Genomic DNA, 12,170 nt, shown 5'->3' on the forward strand with positions numbered 1-12,170 from the left:
CCGCCCGCCACCGAGCGTGCGGCATCGGCCGCGCTGACGGCGCAGCGGATCGGCGGCGGTAGAATTCCCCCATGACTCTCGCCACCGCCGAACCGACCGAGATCGCCCCGTCGCCCGCCGCCCTCCGCCCCGACGGCAGCCCCCGCAGCTACACGGTGCGCACCCTCGGGTGCCAGATGAACGTGCACGACTCCGAGCGACTCTCCGGATCGCTCGAGGCGGCCGGGTACATCGCGGCCGAAGACGCCGAAGACGCCGACGTGGTCGTCATCAACACCTGCGCCGTGCGGGAGAACGCGGCCAACCGCCTCTACGGCAACCTCGGCCACCTCGCCGGCGTGAAGCGCGAGCGCGAAGGCATGCAGATCGCCGTCGGCGGCTGCCTCGCCCAGAAAGACCAGGGCACCATCGTCGAGAAGGCTCCCTGGGTCGACGTGGTGTTCGGCACCCACAACATGGGCTCGCTGCCGACGCTGCTCGAGCGGGCCAGGCACAATCACGAGGCGCAGGTCGAGATCCTCGAATCGCTCGAGATCTTCCCCTCCACGCTGCCGACGAAGCGCGACTCGGCGTCGAGCGGCTGGGTGTCGATCTCGGTCGGCTGCAACAACACCTGCACCTTCTGCATCGTGCCCGCCCTGCGCGGCAAAGAGAAAGACCGCCGCCCCGGCGACATCCTCTCAGAGGTGCAGGCGCTCGTCGACGACGGCGCGATCGAGGTCACCCTGCTGGGCCAGAACGTGAACACCTACGGCGTCGAGTTCGGCGACCGGCAGGCCTTCAGCAAGCTGCTGCGCGCGATGGGCGACATCGAGGGGCTCGAGCGGGTGCGCTTCACGAGCCCGCACCCCGCCGCGTTCACCGACGACGTGATCGCCGCGATGGCCGAGACCCCCAACGTCATGCCCTCTCTCCACATGCCGCTGCAGTCTGGCTCCGACACGGTACTCAAGGCGATGCGCCGCTCGTACCGCTCCAAGAAGTTCCTCGGCATCCTCGACGCGGTGCGCGAGCGCATCCCGAACGCGGCGATCACCACCGACATCATCGTCGGATTCCCCGGCGAGACCGACGACGACTTCGAGGACACGCTGCGCGTCGTCGAGCAATCGCGGTTCTCGAGCGCCTTCACCTTCCAGTACTCGATCCGCCCAGGCACTCCCGCGGCGACCATGGACGGGCAGGTGCCGAAAGAGGTCGTGCAGCAGCGCTACGAGCGACTGCTCGCCCTGCAGGAGCGCATCTCGCTCGAAGAGAACCAGGCGCAGATCGGACGCACCGTCGAGGTGCTCGTCTCGGTCGGCGAGGGCAAGAAGGACGCGGCGACGCGCCGCCTCTCAGGCCGCGCCGAAGACAACCGCCTCGTCCACTTCGCCGTGCCGGAGGGGGCCGAGGAACCCCGGCCCGGAGATACCGTCACCGTGCAGGTCACCGCCGCGGCGCCCCACTTCCTCATCGCGGACCTCACCGGCACCTACGCCGTGCGTCGCACCCGGGCCGGCGACGCCTGGGACCGACGCCAGTCCGACAGCTGCGGCGTGCCCGCACCCGTCGAGGGGGCAGCCCCCCGGGCGGTCAGCCTCGGCCTCCCCACGATCCGCACCCGTGGCTGAGACCGGGGCTCGGCCCCGCCTCTGGGCGATCGTCGGCGCGACCGGCACCGGCAAGTCGGCGCTCTCGCTCGACCTCGCCCAGCACCTCGCCGCGACCGGTCGCCCCGCCGAGATCGTCAACGCCGACGCGATGCAGCTCTACCGCGGCATGGACATCGGCACGGCCAAGCTCCCCGTCGCCGAGCGGCGGGCGATCCCGCACCACCTCTTCGACGCGCTCCGGCCGAGCGAGGAGGCCGCCGTCGCGTGGTACCAGCCCGTGGCCCGCGCCCTCATCGAGCAGATCCACGCTCGCGGCGCCGACGCGATCCTCGTGGGAGGATCGGGGCTGTACGTGTCGAGCGCGGTCTTCGACTTCGCGTTCCCGCCGCGGGACGATGAGCTGCGCGCTCGGCTCGAGGCCGAACTCGCCGAGGGCGGAACCGGCCCGCTGCTCTCACGTCTCCGGGCGCTCGCCCCCGACGCGGCTGCCGCGGTCGACGCCCGCAACCCGCGCCGCGTGGTGCGCGCGCTCGAGGTCGCCATGCTCGGCGGCGACGCGCGCGTCACGCTGCCCGAGAAGCCCGCCCTGTGGCGGGCCGAGACCAGCATCGTCGGGGTGCACTGCGAACGCTCCGCCCTCGTGGAGCGCCTCGACCGGCGTGTCGAGCAGATGTGGGCCGAGGGGCTGCTCGACGAGGTGCGCGGGTTGATCCCGAACGGCCTCGAACGCGGGAGGACCGCGAGCCGCGCCATCGGGTATGCGCATGCGCTCGCCGAGCTGCGCGGCGAGGTGACCCGCGCCGAGGCGATCGCCGAGACGCAGGCGCTCACGCGGCGCTACGCGCGCCGCCAGGTGAGCTGGTTCAAGCGCTACCCGGGCATCACCTGGATCGACGGGCCGGATCTGCGCGGGCTGCGCCTCGCCTGACCGTCGTCGGCGTCGAACTTATCGAACCCGGAACCGCAGCCCCTAGGGTGGAAGCATGATTCAGCCAGACGTGCGAACCGTGGAACTGGACCGGAACTCTCGCGAGCGGCTGCGGGCCGGAGGCCTCGACTACCGCCGGGTCGACCCGTCCGACGAGGCGGCGCTCGACGGCTTCATCCGGTCGATCGCGCGGGGCTTCATCGAGGGCGAGCCCACCGAGCAGATGGTCGCCGGGTCGAGACCCGGGCAGGTGGGGCGCCGTCTGATCGGCGTCTACGACGAGGCGAGCCCGCAGGCCGAGCGGCCGGTGGCGACGGTCGGATCCTGGGTCGCGCCCGTGACGGTGCCGGGCGGCGAGCTGCCGATGTGGGCCGTCAGCGAGGTCACGGTCGCGCCGACCCACCGCCGCCGGGGGATCGCGCGCGCCATGCTCGAGGGGGAGCTGCGGGCCGCCGCCTCGGCCGGCGTGCCGATCGCGGGGCTCACCGCGTCCGAGGCGACCATCTACGGACGCTACGGCTTCGGCCCCGCCACCTGGCAGTCGCGCTGGACCGTCGACACCCGCAGAGCGGGGTGGGCGGGCGCCGAGCCCGAGGGGGCGCTGCACTATCTCGGCCAGGAGGCGGCGGCCGAGGCGCTCGGCCGACTCCACGAGCGCACCCGTCGCACCCGCATCGGCGACATCGAGGGCTGGCCGGTGCGCTGGCGGCAGCTGTCGGGCGCGAAACCGGGGGAGCCCCACGGCGAGAGCGTGCGCGGCGTGCGCTACCTCGATGCCGCGGGCGAGCTGCGCGGAGCGATGGTCTACCGCATCGCCGAGTCCGACGACGACTGGGCGCGATCGCGGCTCGAGATCCGGCACCTGATCGGCGAGACCCCCGAGGCGCGCGCAGCGCTGTGGCGGTTCGCGCTGCAGCACGACCTGGTCGGCACCGTCACGGCCGGGTTCCGTCCGGTCGACGAGCCGCTGCCGTGGCTGCTCGACGACGCCCGGGCCGCGACCCGCACGATCGAGGACCACGGGTGGCTGCGCATCCTCGATCTGCCCGCCGTGTTCGCGGCTCGCCGGTTCGCAGCGCCGCTCGACGTCGTGCTGCGCGTCGCGGATCCGCTCGGCTTCGCCGACGGGGTCTGGCGTGTGGAGGCCCGGGCCGACGGCTCGGGCCGGGCGACCCCGCTCGGCGGGGCGGGTGCGCCGCACGCCTCCGAGGCCGACGGCTCGGGGGTCGACATCGAGATCGGGGTGGCCGAGCTGTCGTCGCTCTATCTCGGCGGCGTCTCGGCTCGCTCCCTCGCGGAGGCCGGGCGGCTGCGGGGCGACACGTCGGCGACCCGGCGACTCGACGCGGCGCTGCGGATCGAGGGCGAGCCCTTCCTCAGCATCATGTACTGAGTCCGGGAGACGGAGCGACGCGGGCCGCTTCTCGCCGACTCAGCGGCGCGAGCGGCGGTAGCTCTCGAGCGCGGCCCCGCCGGCCGCGATGGCGCCGAAGAGCACCGCGCCGATCGGCCACACGACCCACGAGGTGCCCCACGCGTCGCCGATGAAGCTCCAGGCCAGATAGATCGCGGTGAGCAGGGGCCAGTAGAAGGCGGCGATCACGCCGATCACGTTGTGCTCCCCGTCGTCGTCGGCGGCAGCCGCGGCGCCTCCCGTGAGACGCTCGGCGACGGTGTGAGCCCAGGCCGCCGGCAGCAGGATCGCGAGGCCGGCCGCCACGAAGGCCAGCACGAGCACCACGCCGCCGACGCTCCAGAGGCCGCTGTTCGGCGACTCCTGCATGAGCAGCACGAAGGCGAGCAGCGGGGCGGGGGAGAGGATCCAGAGGGCGACGGCCACCTGCAGCGCGCGGATGCGGGCCCGTTCGTGCTGCTGGGCGAGCTCGTCGGCCCAGTGCGACACCCCCGCGTCGGGGGTGAACCGACCGTCGCTCACCCGCTTGTAGGGTGCGAGATCGCGGGCGGTGCTGACGATGAGCAGCACGCCGACGGTGACGAGCAGGAGCAGGGCCAGCAGGCCGATGGCGGTCGCCGCCCCGGGATCGATCGGCAGCGCCCCCGAATCGGCGGCGGTCGGCAGCGAGATCAGCGCGGCGGGGGAGAGCACGAACAGCACGACCGCCGTGCTCACCCGGAAACGGATGCGGTGCTGGGCTTCGGCGAAACCGCGGGCCTCCTCCATCGTGACCGGCGGGTGCTGCGACTGCGCGGCGGGTGCGGAGGCAGCAGCGGCCGCGACCGGGGCCGCCGATCCCGCGCCCGTGTGCGGAGCGGTCGAGGCGGCCGGAGCGATCTCGGCCGCGATGCCGAGCACCGGGGCGACCTCCTCGAGATTGCCGAAGTCGCGGATCACCTGGCCGACCGCCTCGTTCTCGGTGCGGCCCTCGGCGATGAGGCTCGCGTAGGCGTCCTCCATCATGGTCTGCAGCTCCGTCTTCGCCTCGAGCATGCGGGGCGTTTGCGGATAGGCGCTGAACATGGTGTCCAGGTAGGCGATGATGACGTTCATGATGCGGCTCCTTCGAGGGGAATGCTGGGGAGGGGGGCGTCGAGGCCCGCGACGAAGCGGTCGACGACCGACTTGGTGCTGTGCCACTCGGCGACCTTGAGGCTCAGGTGCCCGGCGCCCGCCTCGGTGATCCGGTAGTAGGTGCGGGGCTTGCCCGACTGCGACGTGCCCGGGTACGACGTCACGAGCCGCGCGTTCTCGAGCCGCTTGACGGCGGAGTAGAGGGTGGTCTGCTTGATCGTGTAGTCGGCGCCCGTGACGGCGCTGATCTGCCGGGCGAGCTCGTAGGCGTACGAGGGGGCTCGACGCAGCAGCGACAGGATCATCAGGTCGATGTAGCCGCGGATGGCGTCTCCGCTGATCATCTCGTCTCCTCTGCTCGGTGTGCTCTGCTCAACATAGTACGTGTGTCGTAGTACGTCAAACGTCGGTGCGGATCCGGGATCCCGCCACGAGCCGCCGCCCCGTAAACTGGGCGGATGACCACCCTCGCGTTCACCAAGGGCCACGGCACGGGCAACGACTTCGTGCTGTTCACAGACCCCGACGGCGAGCGCCCGCTCACTCCCGAGCAGATCCGCTTCCTCTGCGATCGGCGCTTCGGCATCGGCGCCGACGGCGTGATCCGCGCCGTGCGCTCGCGAGCCCTGCCCGAGGGCGCGGCCTCCCTCGCCGAGGAACCCGAGGCCGAGTGGTTCATGGACTACTGGAACGCCGACGGCACGCCGGCCGAGATGTGCGGCAACGGCATCCGCGTCTACGCGCATTACCTCATCAGCGAGGGTCTCGTCGCCCCCGAGCGCCGCGACACCCTGCCCATCGGCACCCGGGCCGGTGTGAAGGACGTGCTCGCCGGTGTCGCCGGCTACACCGTCGACCTCGGCCGCTGGCGCCTCGCCGAGGAGCGCCTCGTCTCGGCCTACGGCCTCGACGTCGCCCGCCCCGGCCTCGGCCTCGACCTCGGCAACCCCCACGTGGTGACGGCGCTCGCCCACGCGGGCGAACTCGAGGGCCTCGACCTGCATCGCGCCCCCTCGCTCGATCCCGCACCCGCGGAGGGCGCCAACGTCGAGTTCGTCGTGCCCGAGGATCCGCTCGTCGTCGACGGCGTCGCCCGGATCCGGATGCGCGTGCACGAGCGCGGCGTCGGCGAGACGCTCTCCTGCGGCACCGGCACCGCCGCGGCCGCGCTGGCGTTCCGCCACTGGGGCGGCGAGGGCATGCCCAACCACTGGCGCGTCGACGTTCCCGGCGGTCGCCTCGCAGTGCGCATGTTCCCGACCGAGGAGGGGGAGCACGTCTCGCTCAATGGACCCGCCGAACTCGTCTACTCGGGGGAGATCGAGTTGCCGGAGGCGGCGGGGCTGCGTTGATGCGCCGCCGTGTGCGGCGTTTTCACCCGGCTGCGAGCCGCTGGCGCGTCTCGCGACGCCGGCTGCCCGCCGAACTCGTCTACTCGGGGGAGATCGGACCGTCGAAGACCGCGCGGCCGGACAGCGCCGGCGGCGTCGGATGCGTCAGCATGAGATCGACGATCGATTTGGCCGGGCCGCTCAGCGAGCGTGACAGCGGCCAGTTGGCGTAGACGTCTCGCACGGCCGCTGGATGGGCGATCGGTCGGAACACGACCCCCGCCCCCGCGAAGAGCGCGACCGGCAGCTCGGTCGTGAGCCCCGGATCGGAACCGAGCTCGACGAGTGCGAGCAGCGACTGCGGGTGCCTCACGCGGTGCGGCACCTCCGGGTATCGGCCGAGGTCGCGCCAGAACGGGTGCCCGAGCAGACTCTCGGCCTGGAACTGCCCGGTCATGATGAGGCGCTCGTGCACGAGCTCTTCGGGGTCGATCGGCCGGTCGACGTCTGCGGCCCACGGGTGCCCCGGGGGGATCGCGATCAGGAACCGCTCTCGCCACAGCAGTTCGCCGCCGTAGCGCCGGCGCGACAGGGGCGGTTCGGCCTGGCGCAGGAAGACGTCGAGACGACCGGCCTCGGCGGCGGCCTCCATCTCACCCCCCGACATCTCTTCGAGGCGGATCTCGACCCCGGGGTGGAGGCCGCGCGCCAAGCGCGTCAGATGCGGGAGGTACCCGGCAGAGGCACTGGGATAGGTGCCGATGACCACTGTTCCGCGGTGGGGGCCTCCGTTCTGGTTCCGCAGCCGACGTACGCCGGCTGCGACCTCGCCGAGCACGAGTCGCGCGTGCCTGATGAAGACCTTTCCGGCGGGCGTCAGAGCGACCGGACGGGTGCGCCGATCGATGAGCGGCCTGCCGACGGATCGCTCGAGGGCTTTGAGGTGCCCGCTCACGGTGGGCTGCGAGAGGCGCAGCTCGAGGGCGGCCTGCTGGAAGCCCCCGTGATCCGCCACTGCGACGAAGGATCGGAGCCATCGCAGATCGAGGTCGACGTCTGCTCTCATCGTGACCTTTCGCCGTACTGCACCGCTTCCCTTCGCTATCAATAACACTGATAGTCAGGATCAAGAATATCGCGTTGTGCAATATTCTGGGGCTCTTTAGTGTCGATCTAGACGCGTGGCAGGGCTCTCGGCCCGCCCGCGCTCCCAGAGAAGCACGACCGAAGGAGTTCTCGTGAAGATCGTTTCCGTTTCAGCGCGCGACGTGGGGGTGCCCCTCAAGACGCCGACGCGAATCTCGACGCGGGAGATCCTGGCCCGTCACTACCTGTTGATCAACGTCGAGACCGACGAGGGAGTCGAGGGGATCGGGTACGCCTACTCGGGAACCTTCGGGGGAGAGGCCTTCGTCAAGGTCGTCGAGGATCTCATCGCGCCGCTGATCATCGGGGCCGACGCTCACGACGTGACCGGCATCTGGGCCCGCGTGTATCAGGAGGGGCTGCTCGCCGGCCGGCGCGGTCTGCTGATCCGCGCACTCTCGGCGGTCGACATCGCGCTGTGGGACGCCAAGGCGAAGAGCGCGGGCCTGCCGCTCGCCGCCTATCTCGGCGGCGATGTCACGGCGCCGGTCCCCGCCTACGCATCGGGCGGGTACTACCTGGCGGGTGAGGCCGAACCGGCTCGAGCCGTGCGCGAGGAGATGGAGCTCAATCGCGAGCGGGGCTTCACCGACCACAAGATCAAGGTCGGCGCCCTGCCGGTCGCGGGCGACGCCGAGCGCATCGCCGCGGCGCTCGAGGTGATCGGCGGCAGCGGCCGTCTGGCGATCGACGCCAACAACGCCTACGCCGATGTGCCGGAGGCGCTCGCCGCGATCCGGGAGTTCGAGCGCGTAGCGAGCGACCATCAGATCTGGTGGTACGAGGAACCGCTGTCACCGGACAAGATCGCCGGCCACGCAGACCTGGTGCGGCGCGTGAAGACTCCGATCGCCACCGGCGAGATCCACCAGACGCGCTGGGACTTCCGGCAGCTCATCGAGAACCGGGCCGCCGACATCCTGCAACTGGACGTCGGCGTGCTCGGCGGCATCACCGAGTATCTGCGCGTTGCCGCGGCCGCGGACGCATTCGATCTGCCCACGGCGCCCCACTGGCACGCGAACGTTCACGCGCAGCTCGCCGCGGCGCTGCCGAACACCGTCACCGTCGAGCATTTCATCCTGGAGAAGGATATCTACAACTTCGAGCGGATCGTGACGGAGGAGACGCGTCTGCGGTACGCGGACGGCGCCGTGCTCCTCAGCGGCCGGCCCGGCATCGGAGTCGCCTTCGACGAGGACATGATCGCGTTCTTCTCTCGAGCGCAGGGCTGAGGGCGGGGGTGCGGGGAATCGCGAGCGTGTGCTCCGCTCGTCGGTCGTCGCTCTCGTCCGATGCGGGGGCGCGGCGCTGCGGCGGGAGGGTGGACACGAGAGGTCGCACCGCCGGAATCCGCGTCTGTCCGGGCGACTGGTTTCGATCGGGTTACGAACAGATTGCAGATAGCATGTGGCATGCAATGTCTGCTAGCGTGTCCGTCGAGGGTTCGAGCGCGGGCGCTCCGAGGGGCATGATCGTCCAGGATGAGTTGTCTGGCGGTCGTGACCCGTGGCGGTTCTCGCGCACGGCCCTCGGGGGGTGTTCCTGTGAATGCGACAAGGGTGTCGAGGGTCTTCGGAAGTGTCGAAGCGCCGCGAGATGCACCGGAGTCGAGGGGTCGGAGTGAAGGCGACGATCCCAGCAGGCAGGAATACGGTATTACGGTACGACTGTATTCGTGTTACGGTGCTCTTGGGGGCACCCCGGTTTTGAGAACGAGGGCGTTCGCGTTGTGTGGAGCGACCAATCAATGAGGATTAGGAGTCTGTGATGGGTGATCGGCTTCGAGGCAGGAGCGTGGCGGGAAGGGTCGCTGCGGTTCTGGTCTCTGGGATGCTGCTGTTCACGGCGGCGTGTTCGTCGGGCGGTGGGGAGATCGCGGGAGCTCCGGGGGGGGGTGATGGGGCCGGGGCGTATACGCAGATGCGTCCGGGTGATGCTGAGCCGACGGAGCAGGATACGGAGGTGCTCGAGGCGCTTCCGGCGTCGGTGCAGGAGTATTACGAGGGGTTCTGGAACAGTACTCGGTTGGGGCCGAATCCGTATGCGGATTATGAGGCTCCGGAGGGTCCGTGGAAGATCTGCTACGCGGATTCGTTCCAGGGGAACACGTGGCGTATCGAGGGTCTGGAGGTGGCGCAGGGTCTCGTGGAGGATCTCGCGTCGCAGGGTCTTGCCGAGGGTGAGATGACGGTCACGAATGCTGATAATGATGCGACGCTGATGGCGAATCAGGTCAATAGTCTGGTGCAGCAGGGGTGCGATCTGATTCTTGCGATGCAGCCGCCGTCGATCGGGGTGTGCCAGGCGTTCGATCAGGCGTTGGCGGCCGGGGTGCTGACGGTGGTGATGCAGTCGGGTACGGAGTGCACGAGTGTGATCCATTCTGATTTCGGTGCGTTCGCGGCTGCGAAGGTGACTGCGGATTGGCTGGTGGATCAGATCGAGTCGTCGGGCGGTTCCGGGAACGTGGTGATGTGCAACGGTATTCCGGGTGTGGCGACGGCGGAGGCGCGGCAGTTGGCGGCTCGGTTGGCGTTCGAGGACGCCGGTCTGAATGTGGATGAGATCACGGGTGAGTGGGATTCCGCGGTGATCAAGTCGCAGATGGTGAATTATCTGAGCACGCATCCGGGTGAGATCGCGGGTGTGTGGGATGGCGGGGTGTGCAACGTTCCGGTGAACGAGGCGCTCTCGCAGGCTGGTCGTGACGCGGTTCCGGTGACCGGGTTCGAGGGTCCGTGCAATGCGATGGCTCAGTGGGAGTCGACGGGTGCGGAGTCGATCTCGTTGTCGGCTGGTGCGGGGCAGGGTGTCGTGGAGGCGATGAAGGTCGCGCTGCGGATGCTGTCGGGTCAGAAGCCGGTGGTGAACACGCTGCTGTATCCGCCGCAGGTGATCACGGCTGACAATTTCGATGAGTACTACGATCCGGCGATGACGTTGAACAGTGTGTGCTCGGCGCAGCCGGTGGGTGGCGAGTCGGTGCCGGACAGTTACTACGACGATCTGTTCGAGGGTGGTGATCCCGCTCCGAAGCTCGCTCCGGTGCTGACCACCCTCCCCATCGAATAACACGGCTCGGGGCGGGGCGGGTTTCGACCGCCCCGCCCCGGTGATCTCCGGCGACGGGGCCCGACGACCCGCGGACGAAAGGTGCAATGACAATGAACGACACGCCCCCTGGCGGAACGGCTCTCACCGGCCCGGTGCTCTTCATCGGCCTCGGCCGCATGGGCGCGCCCATGGTGCGGCAGCTCACCGCCGCCCACCCCGTGCTCGTGCACGACGCCGACCCCGAGGCCGTCGCCCGCGTGGCGCAGCTGCCCGGGGCCGAGGCCGTCGCCGACCTCAGACGCCCGCCGCAGGGCCTCGGCGCGGTGATCCTCATGCTGCCGAACAGCGCGATCGTCGAGTCGGTGCTGCTCGGCGCGCCCTCGGAGGGCGGATCCGGCCTGCTCGGCGCGCTCCGGCCGGGCACCCGCATCATCGACATGAGCTCGTCGGAGCCCGAGAGCACGCAGCGGCTGCACGCGCTCGCGAAGGCAGCCGGCATCGACTACGTGGACGCGCCCGTGTCGGGCGGCGTCGCCCGGGCCGAGACCGGCGAACTCTCGATCATGGTCGGCGCCGAAGACGACGCCTTCGCCGCGGTGAGGCCGCTGCTCGAGCGCATGGGAAGCGCGATCGTGCACGTCGGCGGCCCGGGATCCGGGCACGCCGCGAAGGCGATCAACAACATCCTCTCGGCGAGCAACCTCGTGTCGGCCGCCGAGGCGCTGCTCACGGCCGAGCGCTTCGGCATCGCCCGAGCGACGATGCTCGACGTGATCAACCACTCGACGGCCCGCAGCCAGGCCAGCGAGGTGAAGTTCCCCCGGCACATCGAGACGGGCGCCTACGACAGCGGCTTCTACTTCTCGCTCATGCTCAAGGACATCGGCATCGCGAGCACCCTCATCGAGCGGTACGGGCTCAGCGCCCCGAACCTGCTCGAGGCCAAGCGGAGCGCCGAGGCCGCCTTCGAGCTCTTCGGCGATGAGAGCGTCTCCGGAGGCCCCCTCGATCACACCGAGCTCGCGCGGTACGTCGAGGTGAAGAACTCGGACCCGGCGTGACCGGGCCGACACGCCGGCGGGGCGCTCCGCCGGCCGAACCGCAGTACCACCAGAGACCGCAGCATCATCAGAGACGAAGGAACAGGAAATGACGGACGATCCGCAGGCATACATCAACGACATCGCGGAGAAGCGCGGGTACGTGCTCGACTACCACAAGGTGATGGCCAAGAACGACTTCCCCGTGCTGCAGGCGGCGAACCACGTGGTGTCGGCGGCGTACCTGGACGAGCGGCTGCTCGACCGCAAGACCAAGGAGCTCATCTTCATCGTGAGCCTCACGGTGATGCGGGCGTCGAAGGGGCACATCCAGTCCCACATCCGCGTGGCGCTCGACCTCGGGCTGTCGGCGCAGGAGATCCTCGAAGCGATCGAGATCGCACTTCCGGAAGCGGGCATCGTCGCCTTCCAGGCGGGCGTCGAGGCGTGGCGGGAGGTCGTCGGCGCCGAGGGCGTCGAGCCGCAGGTCAGCGTGCACGAGGGCGGCTCCGGCGTCTGAGCCCCCGGGACCGAGCGAGGCGC

The 12,170-nt window shown here is 70.2% G+C and carries 11 protein-coding genes; 8 read left to right on the forward strand and 3 right to left on the reverse strand.

Annotated features, from left to right (window positions below; all coding sequences use genetic code 11):
- Positions 1–71 precede the first annotated feature (71 nt).
- Genes miaB through Leucomu_RS05245 form a run of 3 tightly spaced genes read left to right on the forward strand, consistent with a single transcriptional unit; the run spans position 72 to position 3,916 of the window.
- A complete protein-coding gene (miaB, locus tag Leucomu_RS05235; protein ID WP_128386551.1) occupies positions 72–1,613 on the forward strand; it encodes a tRNA (N6-isopentenyl adenosine(37)-C2)-methylthiotransferase MiaB in 1,542 nt (513 codons plus the stop codon).
- Positions 1,606–2,523 carry a tRNA (adenosine(37)-N6)-dimethylallyltransferase MiaA gene (gene miaA, locus Leucomu_RS05240; RefSeq protein ID WP_128386552.1) on the forward strand — a complete coding sequence of 306 codons (918 nt, stop codon included), beginning with the start codon at positions 1,606–1,608 and terminating at the stop codon, positions 2,521–2,523. The genes miaB and miaA overlap by 8 nt, the downstream gene beginning before the upstream one ends.
- 55 nt (positions 2,524–2,578) lie before the next feature.
- Positions 2,579–3,916 (forward strand): GNAT family N-acetyltransferase, encoded by a 1,338-nt coding sequence (locus tag Leucomu_RS05245; RefSeq protein WP_128386553.1) that lies wholly within the window; start codon positions 2,579–2,581, stop codon positions 3,914–3,916.
- A 39-nt stretch (positions 3,917–3,955) separates the two neighbouring features.
- Here Leucomu_RS05245 and Leucomu_RS05250 read toward each other — a convergent pair whose 3' ends face one another.
- Together Leucomu_RS05250 and Leucomu_RS05255 are read right to left on the reverse strand one after the other, a co-directional pair.
- Positions 3,956–5,032: a permease prefix domain 1-containing protein gene (locus tag Leucomu_RS05250; protein ID WP_128386554.1), complete on the reverse strand. Its 1,077-nt coding sequence runs from the start codon at positions 5,030–5,032 to the stop codon at positions 3,956–3,958.
- Positions 5,029–5,397, reverse strand: coding sequence for a PadR family transcriptional regulator (locus Leucomu_RS05255; RefSeq protein ID WP_128386555.1), 369 nt, complete (start codon positions 5,395–5,397; stop codon positions 5,029–5,031). The genes Leucomu_RS05250 and Leucomu_RS05255 overlap by 4 nt, the downstream gene beginning before the upstream one ends.
- A gap of 114 nt (positions 5,398–5,511) precedes the next feature.
- On the opposite strand from Leucomu_RS05255, the gene dapF reads away from it, so the two are divergent.
- Entirely contained in the window at positions 5,512–6,405 is an 894-nt protein-coding gene (dapF, locus tag Leucomu_RS05260; protein ID WP_128386556.1) for a diaminopimelate epimerase, read from the forward strand.
- 79 nt (positions 6,406–6,484) lie between these two features.
- Here the strand turns inward: dapF and Leucomu_RS05265 are convergent, their stop codons facing one another.
- A complete protein-coding gene (locus Leucomu_RS05265; protein WP_128386557.1) occupies positions 6,485–7,450 on the reverse strand; it encodes a LysR family transcriptional regulator in 966 nt (321 codons plus the stop codon).
- Between the two features lie 172 nt (positions 7,451–7,622).
- On the opposite strand from Leucomu_RS05265, the gene Leucomu_RS05270 reads away from it, so the two are divergent.
- The 4 genes from Leucomu_RS05270 to Leucomu_RS05285 all read left to right on the forward strand — a co-directional run bounded on the left by Leucomu_RS05270 (position 7,623) and on the right by Leucomu_RS05285 (position 12,147).
- Positions 7,623–8,765, forward strand: coding sequence for a mandelate racemase/muconate lactonizing enzyme family protein (locus tag Leucomu_RS05270; RefSeq protein WP_128386558.1), 1,143 nt, complete (start codon positions 7,623–7,625; stop codon positions 8,763–8,765).
- A 598-nt stretch (positions 8,766–9,363) separates the two neighbouring features.
- Positions 9,364–10,605: a substrate-binding domain-containing protein gene (locus Leucomu_RS05275; RefSeq protein ID WP_164884512.1), complete on the forward strand. Its 1,242-nt coding sequence runs from the start codon at positions 9,364–9,366 to the stop codon at positions 10,603–10,605.
- A 92-nt stretch (positions 10,606–10,697) separates the two neighbouring features.
- Positions 10,698–11,648 (forward strand): NAD(P)-dependent oxidoreductase, encoded by a 951-nt coding sequence (locus tag Leucomu_RS05280; RefSeq protein ID WP_164884513.1) that lies wholly within the window; start codon positions 10,698–10,700, stop codon positions 11,646–11,648.
- An 88-nt stretch (positions 11,649–11,736) separates the two neighbouring features.
- Entirely contained in the window at positions 11,737–12,147 is a 411-nt protein-coding gene (locus Leucomu_RS05285; RefSeq protein ID WP_017884734.1) for a carboxymuconolactone decarboxylase family protein, read from the forward strand.
- Positions 12,148–12,170 lie beyond the last annotated feature (23 nt).

The organism is Leucobacter muris (genome assembly GCF_004028235.1).
In the GTDB taxonomy this organism is placed as follows: domain Bacteria; phylum Actinomycetota; class Actinomycetes; order Actinomycetales; family Microbacteriaceae; genus Leucobacter; species Leucobacter muris.

Excerpts from the sequence above, each read along its gene's own strand:
- miaB (WP_128386551.1), top strand. The coding sequence starts at position 72 with ATGACTCTCGCCACCGCCGAACCGACCGAGATCGCCCCGTCGCCCGCC.
- Leucomu_RS05245 (WP_128386553.1), top strand. The coding sequence starts at position 2,579 with ATGATTCAGCCAGACGTGCGAACCGTGGAACTGGACCGGAACTCTCGC.
- Leucomu_RS05250 (WP_128386554.1), bottom strand. The coding sequence starts at position 5,032 with ATGAACGTCATCATCGCCTACCTGGACACCATGTTCAGCGCCTATCCG.
- Leucomu_RS05255 (WP_128386555.1), bottom strand. The coding sequence starts at position 5,397 with ATGATCAGCGGAGACGCCATCCGCGGCTACATCGACCTGATGATCCTG.
- dapF (WP_128386556.1), top strand. The coding sequence starts at position 5,512 with ATGACCACCCTCGCGTTCACCAAGGGCCACGGCACGGGCAACGACTTC.
- Leucomu_RS05265 (WP_128386557.1), bottom strand. The coding sequence starts at position 7,450 with ATGAGAGCAGACGTCGACCTCGATCTGCGATGGCTCCGATCCTTCGTC.
- Leucomu_RS05275 (WP_164884512.1), top strand. The coding sequence starts at position 9,364 with ATGCTGCTGTTCACGGCGGCGTGTTCGTCGGGCGGTGGGGAGATCGCG.
- Leucomu_RS05280 (WP_164884513.1), top strand. The coding sequence starts at position 10,698 with ATGAACGACACGCCCCCTGGCGGAACGGCTCTCACCGGCCCGGTGCTC.
- Leucomu_RS05285 (WP_017884734.1), top strand. The coding sequence starts at position 11,737 with ATGACGGACGATCCGCAGGCATACATCAACGACATCGCGGAGAAGCGC.